Source organism: Massilia sp. BAP21 (assembly GCF_057801335.1).
In genome coordinates this window covers 1162834-1180222 of sequence record NZ_CM173596.1, presented here as the reverse complement: position 1 = coordinate 1180222, position 17389 = coordinate 1162834, and the positions used below count along the sequence as shown (strand labels likewise).

14 protein-coding genes, 1 tRNA gene and 1 pseudogene are annotated in these 17389 nt (G+C 66.6%); 8 read left to right on the top strand and 8 right to left on the bottom strand.

The window, feature by feature from the left end:
* Positions 1–35 precede the first annotated feature (35 nt).
* The 3 genes from ACWYRN_RS05230 to ACWYRN_RS05220 are packed head-to-tail and all read left to right on the top strand — an operon-like array spanning position 36 to position 4884.
* Positions 36–2291, top strand: coding sequence for an alpha,alpha-trehalose-phosphate synthase (UDP-forming) (locus tag ACWYRN_RS05230; RefSeq protein ID WP_488691454.1), 2256 nt, complete (start codon positions 36–38; stop codon positions 2289–2291).
* On the top strand, positions 2288–3049 hold the full coding sequence (gene otsB / locus ACWYRN_RS05225) for a trehalose-phosphatase (protein ID WP_488691453.1): 762 nt from the start codon (positions 2288–2290) through the stop codon (positions 3047–3049). The genes ACWYRN_RS05230 and otsB overlap by 4 nt, the downstream gene beginning before the upstream one ends.
* Positions 3046–4884 (top strand): glycoside hydrolase family 15 protein, encoded by a 1839-nt coding sequence (locus ACWYRN_RS05220; RefSeq protein WP_488691452.1) that lies wholly within the window; start codon positions 3046–3048, stop codon positions 4882–4884. Before otsB ends, ACWYRN_RS05220 begins: the two co-directional genes overlap by 4 nt.
* Before the next feature lie 22 nt (positions 4885–4906).
* On the opposite strand, the gene ACWYRN_RS05215 is transcribed toward ACWYRN_RS05220, so the two are convergent.
* Positions 4907–5824 carry a PEP-CTERM sorting domain-containing protein gene (locus ACWYRN_RS05215; RefSeq protein WP_488691451.1) on the bottom strand — a complete coding sequence of 306 codons (918 nt, stop codon included), beginning with the start codon at positions 5822–5824 and terminating at the stop codon, positions 4907–4909.
* Positions 5825–6164: 340 nt separating this feature from the next.
* Between ACWYRN_RS05215 and ACWYRN_RS05210 the strand changes: the two genes are divergently transcribed.
* The 4 genes and pseudogenes from ACWYRN_RS05210 to ACWYRN_RS05195 all read left to right on the top strand — a co-directional run.
* Positions 6165–7652: a PKD domain-containing protein gene (locus tag ACWYRN_RS05210; protein WP_488691450.1), complete on the top strand. Its 1488-nt coding sequence runs from the start codon at positions 6165–6167 to the stop codon at positions 7650–7652.
* Between the two features lie 174 nt (positions 7653–7826).
* Positions 7827–9077 carry a TerD family protein gene (locus ACWYRN_RS05205; RefSeq protein ID WP_488691449.1) on the top strand — a complete coding sequence of 417 codons (1251 nt, stop codon included), beginning with the start codon at positions 7827–7829 and terminating at the stop codon, positions 9075–9077.
* Between the two features lie 225 nt (positions 9078–9302).
* On the top strand, positions 9303–9725 hold the full coding sequence (locus tag ACWYRN_RS05200) for a hypothetical protein (RefSeq protein ID WP_488691448.1): 423 nt from the start codon (positions 9303–9305) through the stop codon (positions 9723–9725).
* Positions 9726–9774: 49 nt separating this feature from the next.
* Positions 9775–9932: pseudogene (locus ACWYRN_RS05195) on the top strand (IS481 family transposase); the annotation flags it as partial.
* A 65-nt stretch (positions 9933–9997) separates the two neighbouring features.
* Here the strand turns inward: ACWYRN_RS05195 and ACWYRN_RS05190 are convergent.
* The 3 genes from ACWYRN_RS05190 to ACWYRN_RS05180 form a co-directional block, all read right to left on the bottom strand.
* Positions 9998–11242 (bottom strand): DUF819 family protein, encoded by a 1245-nt coding sequence (locus ACWYRN_RS05190; RefSeq protein ID WP_488691447.1) that lies wholly within the window; start codon positions 11240–11242, stop codon positions 9998–10000.
* 162 nt (positions 11243–11404) lie between these two features.
* Positions 11405–11480: transfer RNA gene (locus ACWYRN_RS05185), tRNA-Phe, on the bottom strand.
* A 57-nt stretch (positions 11481–11537) separates the two neighbouring features.
* Entirely contained in the window at positions 11538–12608 is a 1071-nt protein-coding gene (locus tag ACWYRN_RS05180) for an AraC family transcriptional regulator (RefSeq protein WP_488691446.1), read from the bottom strand.
* A 29-nt stretch (positions 12609–12637) separates the two neighbouring features.
* Between ACWYRN_RS05180 and ACWYRN_RS05175 the strand changes: the two genes are divergently transcribed.
* Positions 12638–13501, top strand: a complete 864-nt coding sequence (locus ACWYRN_RS05175) for a class I SAM-dependent methyltransferase (RefSeq protein ID WP_488691445.1) — start codon at positions 12638–12640, stop codon at positions 13499–13501.
* 75 nt (positions 13502–13576) lie between these two features.
* Here the strand turns inward: ACWYRN_RS05175 and ACWYRN_RS05170 are convergent, their stop codons facing one another.
* The 4 genes from ACWYRN_RS05170 to uvsE form a co-directional block, all read right to left on the bottom strand.
* The gene (locus ACWYRN_RS05170) at positions 13577–15061 is read right to left on the bottom strand and encodes a PA domain-containing protein (protein WP_488691444.1); all 1485 of its coding nucleotides are present in this window, start codon (positions 15059–15061) and stop codon (positions 13577–13579) included.
* Positions 15062–15063: 2 nt separating this feature from the next.
* The gene (locus ACWYRN_RS05165; RefSeq protein WP_488691443.1) at positions 15064–15489 is read right to left on the bottom strand and encodes a post-PEP-CTERM-1 domain-containing protein; all 426 of its coding nucleotides are present in this window, start codon (positions 15487–15489) and stop codon (positions 15064–15066) included.
* Between the two features lie 84 nt (positions 15490–15573).
* Positions 15574–16212 (bottom strand): choice-of-anchor J domain-containing protein, encoded by a 639-nt coding sequence (locus tag ACWYRN_RS05160; protein WP_488691442.1) that lies wholly within the window; start codon positions 16210–16212, stop codon positions 15574–15576.
* A 224-nt stretch (positions 16213–16436) separates the two neighbouring features.
* On the bottom strand, positions 16437–17327 hold the full coding sequence (gene uvsE, locus ACWYRN_RS05155) for a UV DNA damage repair endonuclease UvsE (RefSeq protein WP_488691441.1): 891 nt from the start codon (positions 17325–17327) through the stop codon (positions 16437–16439).
* Positions 17328–17389 lie beyond the last annotated feature (62 nt).

Genomic DNA, 17389 nt, shown 5'->3' with positions numbered 1-17389 from the left:
CGATCGGCGGCACCGTCCCACCCTGAAGGAATCCCATGCGTTTCAGATCGGTACAGTTAGCGATGCGGTTCATCGTTCCCCTGGCAGTCGTGCTGGCCTTGTTCGGCTATTTCGCGGTTCCCTGGATGGAGAGTTTCACCGTGCGTTGGTTCGTCCGCGACCTCGACGCGCGTTCGCAGTTCGTGTCGGGCACGCTGCAGCAGCCCCTGCTCAGCTATCTCGAAGAAAAGTCGCCGCGGCGCATCAACGAAATGTTCAACCGCGCTGTCCAGGACGAGCGCCTGTATGCGATCGGTTTCTGCGATACCGACGGCAAGCTCCAGTACAAGACCGGCACCTACCCGCTGTCGCTGGGCTGCTGGCAAAACCAGGACCGCACAGGCAAGGCCAACCCGGTGGTGCGCCTGCCCCAGGGGCCGGTCCACGTGTCCTCGGAGGAACTGTTGCGCGACGGGGCGAGCGTCGGCCGTTTGGTGCTGGTGCACGACATGAGCTTCATCGAGCGCCGCAGCGAAGACACCAAGAAATACATCACCTGGCTGTTCGCGGCGCTGGCCTGCATCGTGTCGCTGATTACCGTGCTGGTCGCGCACCTAAGCTGGCGCGGCTGGGTGAGTGGTGTGCGCGCCATGCTGCGCGGCGAACTGTTGCCGCGCTCGACGCATGCCACGCCGCCGGAAATGGCGCCGCTGGCAAGCGACCTGCGCGCCCTGCTCTACGAGTACAACCGCGACCAGCCCGGCGCCGCCGGCAACGGCCAGGCCTGGGACGCCGATACGCTGAAATCCTTGTTGCAGCGCGAGCTGGCCGGGGACGAAATCCTGGTGGTGTCGAACCGCGAGCCTTATATCCACGTGGCCACGCCCGAGGGCGTGCAGGTGCAGCGCCCGGCCAGCGGCCTGGTCACCGCCGTGGAAGCGGTGATGCGCGCCTGCTCCGGCACCTGGATCGCGCACGGCGCCGGCTCGGCCGACCGCGCCACCGTCGACCGCAACGACCATGTTCCGGTGCCGCCGGAGAACCCCAGCTATACGCTGCGCCGGGTCTGGCTGTCGAAGGAAGAAGAGCAGGGCTATTACTATGGCTTCGCCAACGAGGGCCTGTGGCCGCTGTGCCATATCGCCCACGTGCGCCCGGTATTCCGCTCATCGGACTGGGAAGAGTACGTGAAGGTGAACCAGCGTTTCGCCAACGCCGTGATCCGCGAGGCGCATTCCGATAACCCGGTGGTGCTGATCCAGGATTACCACTTCGCCCTGCTGCCGCGCATGGTACGCGCGGTGTTGCCGAAGGCGACCATCATCACCTTCTGGCACATTCCCTGGCCGAACCCGGAATCCTTCGGCATCTGTCCGTGGCGCGAGGAGATCCTCGACGGCATGCTGGGCAGCACCATCCTCGGCTTCCACACGCCTTTCCACCGCAAGAACTTCCTCGATACCGTCGACCGCTACCTGGAAACCCGGATCGAAACCGAGGCCTCGACCGTCAGCTACGGCAACCAGCTGACCCAGGTCGAGCACTATCCGATCTCGATCGCCTGGCCCGAACCCGTGCCGGGCGAACCCGACGCCGCCGCCAGCCATGCGCAGGTCCGCCATGCGCTGGGCCTGCCCGAGGACCACCTGCTCGGCATCGGCGTCGACCGCCTCGACTACACCAAGGGCATCGTCGAGCGCTTCCAGGCGGTCGAGCGCATGCTCGAGCTGCACCCGCACATGGTGGGGCGCTTCACCTTCGTGCAGATCGCTGCTCCCACCCGTTCCTCGCTCGACGAGTACCAGAACTTCGAGGCGCGCGTGCGCGGGCTGGCCCAGCGCATCAACCAGCGCTTCTCGCGCGACAGCTACGTGCCGATCATCCTGAAGGCCGAGCACCACGGCCAGGACCAGCTGCGCCCTTACTTCCGTGCTGCCCAGGTCTGCAGCGTCACCAGCCTGCACGACGGCATGAACCTGGTGGCCAAGGAATTCATCGCCGCCCGCGACGACGAGCAGGGCGTGCTGATCCTGAGCCAGTTCACCGGCGCCGCGCGCGAGCTGCACGAAGCGCTGATCGTCAATCCTTACCACATCGAGCAGGGCGCCGAAGCCCTGTACCGGGCGCTGACCATGCCGGCCGACGAGCAGGGCGAGCGCATGCGCAGCATGCGGCGCCGGGTGCGCGACTTCAACGTCTACCGCTGGGCCGGGCGCATGCTGCAGGATGCGGCGCGCCTGCGCCAGCGCGAGCGTGTCATGTCGCGCATCGGCTCGCTCAGCCAGGACAAGTTCAAGAGGACGGCGCCATGAGCACGAACGACAGTGCCCTCGACCTGCTGGCCGCGCCCGACTGCGCGCTTTTCCTCGACTTCGACGGTACCCTGGTCGACATCGCCGCCCGGCCCGACCAGGTGATCGTGCTGCCCGAGATGCTGGCGGCGCTGGCCGCCCTGCAGGAGCGGCTCGGCGGCCGGGTGGCCGTGGTGTCGGGACGGCCGGTGGCCGAACTCGACGCCCTGCTGGCGCCCTTGCGCCTGCCCGCTGCCGGTGTACACGGCATGGAAAGGCGCGGCGCCGACGGCGCGTTGCGGCGCCTGCCGCCGCCCGATTTCAACGCCGTGCGCGGCGAAGCACTAGCCCTGGCCGCGCGCCATCCCGGCCTCTGGGTCGAGGAAAAACATGGCGCGCTGGCCCTGCATTACCGCCAGGCGCCGCAGCTGCAGGAAGTCTGCCGTGCGGCGCTGCACGAGGCCATCCGCTACAGTCCTGAACTGCTCCTGATGGAGGGCAAGATGATCATCGAGGTCAAGGCAGCCGGTATCGGCAAGGGCACGGCGATCCGCGATTTCCTGGCCGAGGCGCCTTTCGCCGGCCACCGCGCGGTGTTCGCCGGCGACGACACCACCGACGAGGCGGGCTTCGATTACGTACAGGGCATCGGCGGCGCCGGCATCAAGGTGGGTGCGGGGCCGAGCGTGGCGCATCACCGCATCGCGTCGGCGCAAGACCTGCGCGCGGCGCTGGCGCGGGCCGCCGCCATGCCCGTCAATGGAAAGGAAGCGACATGAACGATGTATCCAGCAACCCGGCGGTGTCCGGACCAGACGCCGGCCCCGGTGCTACCCAGGGCTCGCTCGAATGCGGCGTGGTCGGCAACTGTGCCTTCAGCGCACTGGTCGACCGCATGGGCGGCGTGGTATGGTCCTGCCTGCCGCGCTTCGACGGCGACCCCGTGTTCAACGCCCTGCTCGATCCGGGCGAGAACGGCAGTGTGTGGCGTTTCGAGATCGACGGGTTTTCCTACGGCGAGCAGGAGTACGAGGCGAATACGGCCGTGCTGCGCACGCGCCTGTTCGATGGCGCCGGCAACGGCATCGAGATCACCGACTTCGCGCCGCGCTTCCTGAGCCGCGACCGCATGTTCCGGCCCCTGATGCTGGTGCGCCGCGTGCGCCCGATCGGCAGCGGCGTGCGCATGCGCGTGGTGCTGCGCCCGCGCTTCGAATACGGCGTCAAGCCGCCGCAGATCACCCAGGGCAGCCACCACATCCGCTACGTCGGCCCGGCCCAGACCCTGCGCCTGAACACCGATGCCTCGCTCAGTCACGTGCTGGCCGAAACCTTCTTCGTGCTCGACCGGCCGATGAACTTCATGCTCGGCCCCGACGAAACCCTGGCCGACGGCATCGAGGATACCGCCCACCGCTTCGAGAAAGAAACGGTCGGCTACTGGCGCACCTGGTCGCGCCGCCTGGCCCTGCCGCTCGAATGGCAGGACGTGGTGATCCGCGCCGCGATCACCCTGAAGCTGTCGCTGTTCGAAGACACCGGCGCCATCATCGCCGCCATGACCACCAGCATTCCGGAAGCGCCGGGGAGCGGGCGCAACTGGGACTACCGCTTCTGCTGGCTACGCGACGCCTTCTTTGTCATCCGCGCCCTGAACAGCCTGTCGGAAGTGGGCACCATGGAAGACTACCTGCGCTGGCTGGGCAATGTGGTGGCGCGCGCCAAGGGTGGCCACATCCAGCCGCTGTACGGGATCGGGTTAGAGGAGCAATTGCCCGAATCGATACTCGAGCACTTGCCCGGCTACCGCAACAACGGACCTGTGCGCGTGGGCAACCAGGCGCAGGAACATTTCCAGCACGACGTGTATGGCAACATCGTGCTCGGCGCGGCCCAGGCCTTCTTCGACCACCGCTTGTTCCGGCGCGCCGGGCTGGCCGAGTTCCGCCAGCTCGAAGCGGTGGGCGAGCAGGCTTTCCGCCTGCATGCGGAACCCGACGCCGGCATGTGGGAGCTGCGCACCCGGGCGCGCGTGCACACCTCCTCGGTGCTGATGAACTGGGCCGCCTGCGACCGCCTGGCCAAGATCGCCGACAAGCTGGCGCTGCCGGACCGCGCCGCCTACTGGAGCGAACGTGCTGACATGATCCGCGAGCGCCTGCTGCGCGAAGCCTGGAGCGAGGAACGCCAGGCCTTTGCCGAAAGCCTGGGCGGGCGCGACCTCGACGCCAGCGTGCTGCTGATGGCAGAGATCAACTTCATCGACCCGAAGGACCCGCGCTTCGTCGCCACCGTCGACGCGCTCGAACGTTCGCTGTGCGACGGCCCCTACATGCGCCGCTACGAAGCGCCCGACGATTTCGGCAAGCCGGAAACCGCCTTTAACATCTGCACCTTCTGGCGCATCGATGCGTTGGCGCGCATCGGACGGGTGGAGGAGGCGCGCGAAGTCTTCGAAGCCATGCTGGCGGCGCGCAACCACCTCGGCCTGCTGTCCGAAGACACCCATCCTGTTACCGGCGAGATGTGGGGCAACTTCCCGCAGACCTACTCGATGGTGGGCCTCATCAATTGCGCGATGCGCTTGTCGGCGCCCTGGAACAGCGTCGTGTAGGCCGCCGCCGTTCCGGCGGCGTTCAATCGTCTGCGTTGTGCTTTGCGGCCAGCTGCTCGGCCGCAAAGCGCTGCAGCGCGCCGGCCGTTGCCGCATCGATGCCGATGTCGCGCGCCACCGGATCGTCGGCGCCGAGCGTGCGCGGATCGCGCCCGGTCACCTTGCCGAAGATGGTCAGCGCTTCCAGGTAATAGCCGTGCGCGCTGCCGTGGTAGGCGTCCGGCGCCCACAGATTGACCTGGCCGGCCTTGATGCCGTCATACGGATTGGCGTCGGCCAGGCCGGCGTCGATGGCGCGGTTCCAGGCTTCGCCGACCGGAATCACACCGCCGGAAAGGCCATGCGCGGCCGCGGCGGCATCGACGCCGCGGCGTACGTCCAGCGCCATGGCGTCGATCGGCTTGCCGTACCAGGCGCCGCCCGGTTTGTAGGTCTGGTCGGCGCGCGACCAGGTGGCGACCAGCTGGATATCGACCTTCGGGTTCTGCGCGCGCAAGGCTTGTGCGAGCAGGCCGGTGTACGTGATCAGGCTCTCGGGATTGCCGGGCCTGGCCGCATCCAGCGTACTGTAGCTCTGCAGCAGGACCACGTCGTAGGGCCTGGCGATGACAGGCAGCTTCCTGTCGTAATGCGCGTTCAGGCCGGCGCCGGGGATGGTTTCCAGGCTCACGTCGTAGCGCAGGCCGGCCTGCTCGGTCATCGCCTTGAACAGCGCCGGCACGCCGCCGATGCCTTCGCCGTTCAGGTCCGTCACGGTATTCGGCCGGAAAAACTTGACCAGCGGCGCGGGTGCGCCGGCCGGGTCGCCGTAGATGAAGCTGTTGCCAACGAAAAGGATGGAGGTGGCGGCCGGCGGCGGCGCGGGCGAGGTGGAGCAGCCCAGCGCCAGCGCGGCGAATACGAAGGCGCCGGTACGGCGCAGGACAGCGGCAATCTGCATGGATTCTTCTCTGTTCGGTGAGTGGTCGCCACGGCCAGGAAGCGCAGTTGGCAACTTAGCAATGTAGCCGCTCCCCTTGATGCTGTCCACTTTTCACATCCATGGCGCCGGTTCTCTCTTCATGTTCACGAACAATTGATCCGTGAATAGTCGATTGGCGCAGCACAAGGGATCGCGTGATTTCACGCGGCGCCCCTCCGTGCGCTCCAGTTCGCAGCGCATGATGATGCCTCTTGCCCGGCCGCCGCGATACCAGCGGGCTGGGTCCAATTTGATGGGAGCGTTCATGCGAGTTGTTCGAATAAACGGTGCGTCAGCCGTCCGCGCACCTTGGAAACTGGTGCATGCGGCCTGGCTGCTTGTGTTGTCGGTGATATGGGGCGCCGCCGCCATGGCCCAGGCGTTGGATGATGGGCATGGTGGGTCGGGCAGCCCTTATGCAGGCTACCGCGTGATCAATCTCGGTCCCGGCACGATCGCCGCCTACCCGCACATCAACGCGAGCGGACAGGTGGCCTTTTCGATGCTCGGTGCCGGCCGCACGGCCGGATTCTTTTATGACGGTACTGTCGTCAAAAATATCGGCTCACTGGGCGGAGCGAACGTGTATGTCGGCGGCCTGAACGATGCAGGGCAGGTTGCGGGCACCTCGCTGAACGGGCATGGTTTCGAAAACGCCTTTGTCTGGAGCGCGGGCGGCGGCATGCTCGGCATCCGTGGCGCTGCCGGTGGCCGTTCGTACGGACTGGCCATCAACAGGCGCGGCGTCGTGACCGGCTCGTTCAGCCATACGCCCGACGACGCGGCCCGACCGTTTCGCTGGAGCGCCGCAAGTGGCATGGAAGACCTGGGCCTGGCGCCCGGCTTGCCCTGGCCGTCTGCCGGCCGGGTGCTGAACGATGGCGGCCTGATCGCCGGCGTGGCGACCATCGATGATGAACAAACCCATGCCTTTGCCTGGACACGCTCGGGCGGCACGGTTGCCATCGACACCCTGGGCAGCGTGGAGTCGGCGCCGGTGGCAGTCGGGGCGGGAGGCGAGGTGGCCGGCAACCGCCTCGCCTCGTTCGACGACGGCGGCGACCGGCCTTTCCTGTGGACGCGGGCGGGCGGCATGGTCGACCTCGGCACCGGGCGCGGCACCACGGCCTGGGTGAACGCGATGACGCCCGGCCTGCACATCGCCGGCGGCATCGGTTACGCCGATGGCCGCCAGCGCGCCATGTCATGGACGCGCGCCGGCGGCATGCGCGAACTCGGCACCCTGGGCGGCAGGACCTCGGTTGCACGCGATGTGAATGCCCGGGGCCAGGTGGTCGGGTTTGCAGAAGACCGGGCCGGCGCCATGCGCGCATTCGTCTGGAGCGCCAGCGGCGGCATGCTGGACCTGAACCGGGCCTTGCACCGTACGCCGCCTGGCCTGGTGCTGGAACAGGCGCTGTCGATCAACGATAGCGGCATCATCGTGGCGAATTCGAATGCCGGACTGGTGCTGCTCAAGCCAGGTGGCGGGCATGCTGGCGAACACCATGGCGGCCATCTGCTCGGCCCGGTCCTGGCGCCGGCTTCGGTCACGGTGGGCGCGCGGCTGGACGCCAGGGTCGGTTTCCTCGACGGCGACGGAACCGGCACGCGCAGCGTCAACTGGTCATGGGGCGACGGCAGCGCCAGGCAGGCCGGCAAGCTGCGCGAGAGCGGCGGCGCCGGCACTGCCAGCGCCAGCCATGGCTACGCGGCGCCGGGCGTCTATGAGCTGGTCGTCACGGTGGTCGACCGTGACGGACGCAGTACGGCCGTCAGCCACCGGGTGGAAGTCACGGAAAGCTGAAGCCAGCGGGTAGGCCGCGTCGTCACGGCTAGCTGTTGGCGGTTAAAGCGACGACCGCTTGATGCCCGGCATAACAGCGCAAGGATGTACAGGATGCATGCCGCAACACGGCGCTCTTTCGTTATAATTTTCTGAGGAGAAATATTCAATCACACATACTGGAGGAACATCACAATGGCTGAGATTGTTCGCGGTCACCGAAGCAAACTTTCCGACCTGGGATGTTCTTCGACGCTATCGACGGAACTGCTGCTGGCGCCAGCGGCCGGCAGCAGCATCGATGTGGCCTGCTTTGGCGTGGATGCGGCCGGCAAGCTGTCCGACGACCGCTACATGGTGTTCTTCAACCAGATGGCGAGCCCTGGCAATGCGATTGTCCTGTCCACCTCCGGCCAGGCGTCGACGTTTGCACTGCGGCTCGATGACTTGCCGGCGACGGTAGAGCGGCTGGTATTTTCCGCTTCGCTCGACGGCGCCGGCAGCATGCGCGGCCTGGGGGCGAGCAGCATGACGATCGGAAATGCCGTGTTCCGCTTCTCCGGCAAGGACTTCGACACCGAAAAAGCCGTGATCGTGGCCGAACTCTATCGCCGCGACGGGCAGTGGCGTTTCTGCGCCGTGGGCCAGGGTTTCGCGGGTGGCCTGTCCGCGCTGCTGGCCCATTTCGGCGGCACCGAAGCGGCACCGGCCGCGGCGCCGGCAGCAGCCCCTACACCTGCCCCGGCCAAGGTCTCGCTCTCCAAGATCACCCTGACCAAGGCCGGCGAACGGCATACCGTATCGCTGGTCAAGGGCGCTGCCGCCCCACGCAAGATCACGGTGCGCGCCACCTGGCAGGACAACGGCGATGGTGACGACGACAACGACGATCTCGACCTGCGCGTCGGCATCCTGCTGGCCGACGGCCGCATGAAGCTGGTCACCGCACCCGCCTCGCCAGGCGCCCTGGACCGTACGCCGTATGTGCTGCATTGCGGCGACGTGACGGTAGCGTCGGCCAAGATGCCGGCGACGGAAACGGTGGAGGTAAATGCCGGCATTGCCGGTCTCGTGGGAGGCCGGGTAGCGCTCGTCTTCAGCGTGTATTCGGCGCTGGGTAATGGCGCGGTATCGGTGGCGTCGCTCAGGCCGGTGATGCGCATGGAGTACGGCGACCAGGTGGTCGAATGCGCCTACGACTTCACCCGCTCGGCGGCGGCAAAAGACGACAGTGTCTACACCTACGTGATCGGCACCGCCATCATCGACGGCGACACGATCGTCCTGGCGCCGTCCGGGCTGACGTCGGCGTCGGGCAGCGAGCACACGCCCTGGATGCGCTGGAATGGCGCGGATGTGCGCGTCAGCCTGGATGGCCCGGCCGTCTTCAAGGATGGCAATGCGAACCAGTACAACAAAGGCAATCCGAATCGATACAGCCAGTAATGCCGGGTGTCTGGCATCCTTGCTACCGTCACTTCGGCTACCGGAGCCGGAACAGATGCGGCGCGGCGCGCCTTGCCTGGTCCGGTTCGAAACCCTGAGACGGGGGAGTGCTGTTAAAATTTTGCGGCAGCATTCCGATTCATTTGCAGGAGTACACAAATCCTCGGTTCCTTCATCAGATTGGCGGTCGGCAGGCCCAGGCTAACGATTGCCCTTGTCTTATGCGTGCTGGCCGCCCTGGCCGGCACGATGACCTACACCGGTTTCCTCGTCGTCGGCGTGTTGGCCGATCAACTCGGCACAAGCCGGTTCCTGGCCGGCCTGCTGCTTGGCGCCTTGTTCGCACGGTTTCCGTGGATAAGCAATGGCAGGCTGCGCATTATTGGCCTGCTGCCGAAACCTGCACGCCGGCCGCTCATTGTGAGCTTGCTCGCACTCACCTTGCTGCTCTTCCTGTCACAAGGCGACTACGTGCCCGCAGCATTCACAGGATTGACGACGGCTTTTGTTCTCGGCTATCCATGGCTGAAAAGAACCGTGTTCAAGCGGCTGGCATCGCCGTTTTCGAGATTTGCCCCTGGCCGCAACGCGCGCAATAGCGCCGACGACACGGTGATTGAAGGTGAATTCAGGGAAAGGAAAGACTAAGGCCGATTGCCCCGGTTTCCCTGGCACCTGGAACGATAGGTAGCAGGAAATCAAGGATTCCGGCCTGTCTGATCGCCAAGCGGCAAAGGTCTTTGGCATCACGCGCGCGACCGCTGCGAAGTGGCTCAAGTGGGACGATGTGTAGGACCCAGCGCACCGTGCCATACGCTGCATACGACCTTGAGCGCAGCCCAGGAAGCGATCGTTCGTTTCCACTCATCCGCCACATCATGGCAAGGGGGCGAGCGGGCTGCGGCACGCGACGGTCGATCCTAGCCTGCGGCGATCGCGCGCAAAGTAATGCCGGTGATATAGGCGCCGTACGTGCCCAGCGCATAGCCCAGCACGGCGAGCAACACCCCGACCGGCGCCAGCGCAGGGTGGAAGGCGCTAGCCACCACGGGCGCCGATGCGGCGGCGCCGATGTTCGCCTGCGAGCCGACCGCCATCATGAACAGCGGCGCGCGGATCAGCTTCGCCATCAGGATCATCAGGCCGCCATGGAAAGCGATCCAGATCAGGCCCAGCAGGAACAGCCACGGGCGGTCGAGCAGGGCGCTCAGGTCCATCTGCATGCCGATCGTCGCCACCAGCACGTACAGCATCGCGCTCCCGATGCGCGAGGCGCCGGCGCCTTCATAGGTGCGCGCCTTCGTGAAGCTGAGCAGCAGGCCGATGGTGGTGGCGATCACGACGATCCAGAAAAAGCCGGAATTCAGGCTGTAGTCCTGCAGGCGCCACTCGGCCGGCAGGGTATTGACCCACGCCACCAGCAATTGCGACAGGAAATGCGCCAGCCCGGTCGCGCCCAGGCCGAAGGCCAGGATCACCATGAAGTCAGTCAGGGTCGGGATGCGCGCGTGCTGCGCCTGGTAGTGCTCGATGCTGTCGCGCAGGCGGTTCAGGGCCGTCAGGTCGGCGCCGGTCCACCGGTCGAACACCTGGGCACGGCTGGCGAGGAACAGCAGCACCGCCATCCAGACGTTGCCGATTAGCACATCGACGGCGACGAACTGGCCGAACATGGTCGCGTCGACGTCGAATACTTCGCGCATGGCGGCCTGGTTGGCGCCGCCACCGATCCAGGATCCGGCTACCGTCGTCATGCCGCGCCAGGTGTCGCCGGCCACCGTCTCGGGATGAATGACGCGCATCGCTTCGAACGCTACCAGGGCGCCGAGCATGACCCCGGCGGTGCCGGTCAGGAACATGATGATCGCTTTCGGGCCGAGCCGGACGATGGCCTTGAAATCGATTGCCACGCACAGCAGAACCAGCGAGCTGGGCAAGAGGTAGTCGCGCGCCACCGGATACAGCTTCGAGCCCGCGCCGTCAATCACGCCCAGCGTATTGAGCAGCGAAGGCAGCAGGTAGCATAGCAGCAGGGCAGGCACGTAACTGTAGAACTTCTTCCAGAATCCGTCCTCGCGTGAGGCGGTCCAGAGTACGCCGCCGAGGATGGCGGCCAGCATGCCGAGGATGACGGCGTCGTTGGTGATCATGGGGGCAGGTGGCATGCGGACTCCAGGTTACGCGTCGGGACGGTGCCGGCTTGCAGCTCGGCAATCGAGAAGCCGCGAGTATGGCCGGGCTCATCCACAGCGTCAATGCGGGCCGCGAAAACAAAAACGCCACCCGAAGGTGGCGTTTTGTTTGCATCGTCAGCGATGCGGCATTCTTGGTGGCCCGGGGCGGAATCGAACCACCGACACAAGGATTTTCAATCCTCTGCTCTACCAACTGAGCTACCAGGCCAAGGCGGCGAATTTTAGCATGAACTAGCCGCAAGTCCATAATTTCTTGAATGCAGCATCAACCCGTCGTCACATGCTCGCGCCGCCAGCGCGCCGGCGACGTCCCCACCTCGCGCTTGAACGCCCGCGCAAATGCCGCCTCCGACTCGTAGCCGACTTCCAGCGCCACCGACGCCACCGGCGCCCGGCTGTCGCGCAGCAGCCCGGCCGCCGCCTCCATGCGCCAGCGCGCCAGGTATTGCATCGGCGGCTGGCCCAGCAAGCGCAGGAAGCGGGCGCAGAAGACCGAGCGCGACAGGCCGGCGGCGCGCGCCAGGTCGTCGATGGTCCAGGGCCGCGCCGGCGCGCGGTGGATCAGGCCCAGCGCCCGGCCCAGCTGCGGGTCGCGTAGTCCGGCCAGCCAGCCGGTACTGCCGGCCGGCAGGTGCTCGAGGTAGCGGCGCAGGGCGTCGATGAACATGGTTTCGCTGACCCGTTCCAGCAGGGCGGCGGCGCCCGGCTGGTTCTGTTCCACGCGCGCGGCCAGGGCGGCCAGGTCGGTGCGCGCGCTGGCGCCGCTGGCCGGCAGGTGCAGCAGGCGCGGCAGGGCGCCGAGCAGCGGGTTGAAGGGGTGGCGGTCGCAGCTGAGGAAGCCGCAGGTCACCCCGTTCTCGGCCGCCTGGGCCGGCTCGCCCCAGGTGATCTCGTATTGCGAGTGAAATACGATCGGGATCGGCTTGGGTGCGTCGCGGGTGGCGGCCACCCAGGCCGGATCGATGCGCGTGGGCTGCTGGGCCGGGTCGCTGGAGAGCACGTGGCCGTCGCCGTGCGGCAGGATGATGGTGTCGCCCGGCTGCAGGCGCACCGGCGCCAGGCCGGCCACCGCGACCCAGCCGCTGCCGCGCGTGAGCACGTGGTATTCCATGACGTGCTCGGCGTCGGGAAACAGCAGGCCGGCCAGGTCGCGCAGGGGCGGCGCTTCCACTGCCCAGTTCGTCGGCAGACTGAGCTGGTAGAAGACCGCGCCGCGCAGGCGTACCGAGCGCAGCACATCGGACAAGGTGTCGATACCCATCGGTTCAGGATGCGCGGGCAAACCGGCGCGACGCTGGAGCAAGCCGCCGCTGCGCATGCGCGCGATACTCGTCATCTTCAACTAGGAGATGGGAGGATGCCACCATGGACAAGCCAACGCAATCGACTTCAACCTTGCCGCAGGGGCGCGCCGGCGCCCAGCCGGACTTTGCCGCCATCAAGCAACGCCAGCAGGCCACCTGGGCCAGCGGCGACTTTGCCGTGATCGGCGTCACCTTGCAGATCGTCGGCGAAACCCTGGCCGAAGCCGCCGACATCCGGGCCGGCGAGACCGTGCTCGATGTGGCCGCCGGCAACGGCAACGCCAGCCTGGCCGCGGCGCACCGCTTCGCCCGCGTGACCTCGACCGACTACGTGCCGGCGCTGCTCGACAAGGGCCGGGCGCGGGCCGAGGCCGAAGGCCTGAAGATCGATTTCCGCGTCGCCGATGCCGAGGACCTGCCGTTCGCCGACAGCGCGTTCGACGTGGCGCTGTCCACGTTCGGTGTGATGTTCGCGCCCGACCACGCAAGATCGGCCAGCGAGATGCTGCGCGTGGTCCGTGCCGGCGGGCGCATCGGCGTGGCAAGCTGGACGCCGGAAGGCCTGGTTGGCCAGTTGTTCAAGACGATCGGCAAATACGTACCGCCGCCGGCCGGGGTGCGTTCGCCGGCGCTGTGGGGGAATGAGGACTACCTGCGCGAACTGTTCGGTGACCAGGCGTCAGGCATCCGCATCACGCGCCGCCAGTTCCTGTTCCGCTATGCCTCGACGGGGCACTGGCTGCAGGTGTTCAAGGATTACTACGGTCCGGTGCAGAAAGCCTTTGCAGCGCTCGACGGCACTGGCCAGGCCGCGCTGGAAGCCGACATCACCTGCATGCTGCAAGGCGCGAATACGGCGGGCGGCGCATCGCTGGTGGTGCCGTCCGAGTACCTGGAGGCGGTGATCGTCAAGCGCAGCACATGAGCGTGCATCTGCCGCAGCAATAAAAAACCGGGTGGCCGGCGCAAGCCGGCCACCCGGTGTTCCTTCGTTCACATCTTACCAGCCCATGTCCTTCAGCAGAGGCAGCGTCAGGTCCTTCGGCGGCACCAGCGTGTTGGTGAGGTCGGCGTTGATGTTCGGCTCCATCAGCAGGTTCGGCGAGGCCGTCACGTCCCAGTGCGAGACCGACGAGCCGCTCACCAGCGGATTCGGCGTGTACAGCAGCGGCCGGCCGAGGCGGTCGGCGCCGGCGATGCGGTTCGGGTCCGAGCCAAGGACGGCCGTGACCTGGCCCGCCTGGCCGCGCGTGCCGTAGCCCCTGGCGGCATTCACCGCCGCGATCAGCGCCGCGCCATCGGCCTGGCTGACGCCGAAGGACGGGATCGTGATCGAGCCGTCGGTGCCGCCCGGCAGCAGGGCGCCGGCCACGTTATTCGCCAGCACCGCCCCGACCGCGCCCGCGTTCTGCGCATTCTTCACTTTTTCGGCGAAGGTGCAGCCGCCACGGAGGATGATCGGCACCTTGCCGCGCACCGCCGTCGTGTTCGCCGCATTGTACGGGCTGCAGCCCGGGCCGAGTTCGCCGGCCTGGGTGACGATCGTGGTCAGGGCGCCGAGCGTGCCGGCCGGCGGCACCACGCCGAACGGCGAGGCGTTGAAGTCCATCTGCAGGTTGCCGCCCGAGGCAGGCGACAGGGTCTTCAGCACCGGGATCGGGCGCAGGATCGAGGCGCCGGCCACTGCGTTCGGGCCGATCCACGCCAGCTGCAGCGGGTTGATGGCCGAGAAGCGGCGCTCCGGCGCGCTCATGTTCAGCCAGGTCTTGCCCAGCGTGTTGTCGAACATGTGGCGTTCCCAGATGCTCGGCACGCCGCCACTCGCCACATAGCCGGAGCCGGCTGCGTTCAGGCGGTTGCCGGTCGCGGTCTGGACCGTCAGCACCGAGAAGCCCAGGCCGTGGCCCAGTTCGTGCAGCAGGGTGGTGGCAAAGTTCACCTGGCTGCCGGCATTCCCGTCCAGGCCCAGGTAGAAGCCGCTGCCGTCCAGGCAGCCCGGCTTGCCGAGGTTGATGTTGAACTGGGTCTTGATGTCGACGTTGCCGAAACCGCTGCCGTCGTCCGGGTTGCCGGCGCTCAGGTTGACGCCGGCCAGCTTGTTGGCCAGCGCTTGCGGATACCAGGTGCCGGGCACCGCGTTCGGGAAATCGCGCCAGATGTTCCAGGCGCCGGCGCTGCCCAGCACGGCCGAGCTGCTGGAGCAGGTCAGGGCTTCCCAGCCGGCGCTGACGGTGATCGTGACGTTGCTTTGCAGGTTGCGTTCCCAGATGTCGGCAACGTAGCGGTACACGTTCAAGCGCTGCTGGCCGAGCGTGGTGCCCGGGTTGCCGCCGATTGGCGCCACCGGCGTGGTGTCGTTGAAGCCGACGCCGGCCGGATCGCGGCTCTGGATGTTGATGGTGGCTGCCTGGCTTGCCGCGCAGGCGAGCAGGGCGGCAACGGCGATAAGCGAACGGGAGAGATGCGAGTGATTGACTGAGCGCATGGTTACTCCGTGACCGGGGTGAGGGTATGGACGTGGCCGGCCGCGGCGGCACCATCGGCGGCGCCGTGGGAATCGAAGCACTGGCTTTCCAGCGAGCCGTCGGGCTTGCGCACCACGACCGAGGTGCTGATCATCTCGTCGGTCATGCGCACGCCGGTAGCGCCGTTGGCGTTGAATTTCTGCAGGGTGGCTTGCGGCGCCTTGCGCATGGCGCTGACCTTGCCGGATTGCTTCAGGGTTTCCGCTTCGGCGGCAGTGGGCGCGCGCAATTTGCCGGTCTCGGCGTCGCGCACGACGGTCAGGTTATCGTTCGATGCTGCCGGCGCGCTTTGTTGCGCGGCGGCCGGGAGGCTGGCAAGGCCCAGCAGGGCAAGGCCGAGGCCGGCGGCGCACGACAGGCGCAGGCGGGACGTTACTTTCTGTGACATGACGATCTCCTGGTAGCGATGTGTTCCAGAACGACGAGGGTGGGCAGCGTGTTGGACGCCAGCCCGAAAGGAAAGTCACCCGGTTCAGCTGCGGCGGCGGCGTGCGGCGGTCAGGGCAGCCAGGCCACCGGCGAGGATCAGCATCGAGGCCGGTTCCGGTACTGCGTTCACGGCCAGGCTGTCGACGCCGACATAGTTGGCGCCATCGGCCGGGCCGGTGTACTGCACGGCGAAGCGCGCGGTCGAATCGGCGCCTTGCAGGCTCAGGCGTGCCTTGTAGAGGGTCCACTCGCCGGTCGGAACGGTGAAGGCCGGTTCGAGGGTGAAGTCGGTCAGCGAGGTACTGCCGTTGCTGAAGCCGAAGGCGATCTGGTCGCTGTAGCCGCCGACGCCGTCGGCGCGCAGCCAGAACGACACGATCACGTTCATGGCAGTGGAAAACTCGGGCGTGATCAGCCAGCTGGACAGGTCGCCACCGGCGGCGGCGTTGTTGTAGTTGGAAGCGGCGTAGCTGTTGGCTTCGCCTTTTTGTGCCTCGAAGATGCCCTGGTCGCCCTGGTACCAGGCAGGCGTCGTGCCGCCGGGCGTGCCGGCGTTATCGATCACCCAGCCTTTGCCGCCGAGGTCGGCAACATTGTTGAAACCTTCGTTGATCAGTAAGCCGGCCTGGGCCGATGCTGCGACGCCTGAGAATGCCAGAACAAGCAATGCTTTCTTCATCATGTAGTTGCGCCTCCAAAGTGGTGAACAGTGGGGCAGCGTCGAGAGAGCAGCTTCGGCGCAACCCCCAGCATGACGACGGAAGCTTTCCGCCGACGCTGGAGGCATACGCATATTGCGTGCCAGTTTCCCAGGTGCTTGTTTTCGAGAGGAAAAATTACAAATACGAAAAAAGATGTCATCAACCTGTCAAAATTCCCGACAGGTTGTCGGACTGGACTTACACCTCATCCGGCTAGCGCGCTGACCCAGTCGCGCAGGCCAGCAATGGCTTCTTCCTTGGACTTGGCTTCGATCTCGATCCACGGCGCGCCGGCATACGAGGAAGGCATGGTGGCGATCAGGTCGGCATGCTGGCGGTCGTTGAAGCCTTCGCGCCCGTTCGAGATGTGCACCAGTTGCTGGGCCGGGTCGGGCCAGGTCTCGCGCGCCTTGGCCAGCATCTCGGCCACGCTCGGGTGCTCGTAGCTGTCGAGCTTTTCGTGCACGATGTGGTGGTGGGCGTCGAACACCATCGGCACGCCGGCGCGCTTGCAGATCGCGTAGATTTCTTCGGCGCTGTACGAATACTCGTCGTTTTCCAGCGCCAGGCGCGAGCGGATCGCCTCCGGCAGGCGGCCGATCGCCGCCACCAGGGCGTCGGCCCGGTCGGACTTGCCGCCGTGGATTTCCAGGATGGCCCAGGGCGAGCGCGGCTGCTGCAGCAAGTCCATGATGTCGGCGTGCATCTGCAAGATCTTGACGCTGTTTTCCACCACCGCCGGCGAATCCGAACTCAGCACCACGAACTGGTCCGGGTGCATCACCAGGCGGATGCCGGCGGCGGTTGCGCGTTCGCCCGAGCGCGCCAGGATCGGGGCCAGCGTTGCCAGGATCTCGCGCCCGATCGGCTCGTCGGAAAACGGGAAGATCGAGGACGGCAGGCGGTACAGGGAAATGCCGTTCTGCTGGCAATAGCGCATGGCGCCGTCGAAGGTCTGGATGTTATCGCGGAAAATATCTTCCAGAATCTTGCGCTGCCCATCGAGCGATTGCTCGAGCAGGCGCTTGCGGGTAACGGTCCGGTAGCGGACCTCTTTCGATGCGGTGATGCACACCAGGCCGAGGTGAGGAGGCATAGGTTTCTCGCAGGATGACGTTACAGGCCAGTATAGGCCGTCGCCTGGCAGGCGAGAGCGCG

Bases quoted from the DNA above. Each gene is read 5' to 3' on its own strand.
- ACWYRN_RS05190 (WP_488691447.1), bottom strand. From the start codon at position 11,242: ATGCCACCTGCCCCCATGATCACCAACGACGCCGTCATCCTCGGCATG.
- ACWYRN_RS05180 (WP_488691446.1), bottom strand. From the start codon at position 12,608: ATGACGAGTATCGCGCGCATGCGCAGCGGCGGCTTGCTCCAGCGTCGC.
- ACWYRN_RS05175 (WP_488691445.1), top strand. From the start codon at position 12,638: ATGGACAAGCCAACGCAATCGACTTCAACCTTGCCGCAGGGGCGCGCC.
- ACWYRN_RS05205 (WP_488691449.1), top strand. From the start codon at position 7,827: ATGGCTGAGATTGTTCGCGGTCACCGAAGCAAACTTTCCGACCTGGGA.
- ACWYRN_RS05230 (WP_488691454.1), top strand. From the start codon at position 36: ATGCGTTTCAGATCGGTACAGTTAGCGATGCGGTTCATCGTTCCCCTG.
- ACWYRN_RS05165 (WP_488691443.1), bottom strand. From the start codon at position 15,489: ATGTCACAGAAAGTAACGTCCCGCCTGCGCCTGTCGTGCGCCGCCGGC.
- otsB (WP_488691453.1), top strand. From the start codon at position 2,288: ATGAGCACGAACGACAGTGCCCTCGACCTGCTGGCCGCGCCCGACTGC.
- ACWYRN_RS05160 (WP_488691442.1), bottom strand. From the start codon at position 16,212: ATGATGAAGAAAGCATTGCTTGTTCTGGCATTCTCAGGCGTCGCAGCA.
- uvsE (WP_488691441.1), bottom strand. From the start codon at position 17,327: ATGCCTCCTCACCTCGGCCTGGTGTGCATCACCGCATCGAAAGAGGTC.
- ACWYRN_RS05220 (WP_488691452.1), top strand. From the start codon at position 3,046: ATGAACGATGTATCCAGCAACCCGGCGGTGTCCGGACCAGACGCCGGC.
- ACWYRN_RS05170 (WP_488691444.1), bottom strand. From the start codon at position 15,061: ATGCGCTCAGTCAATCACTCGCATCTCTCCCGTTCGCTTATCGCCGTT.
- ACWYRN_RS05215 (WP_488691451.1), bottom strand. From the start codon at position 5,824: ATGCAGATTGCCGCTGTCCTGCGCCGTACCGGCGCCTTCGTATTCGCC.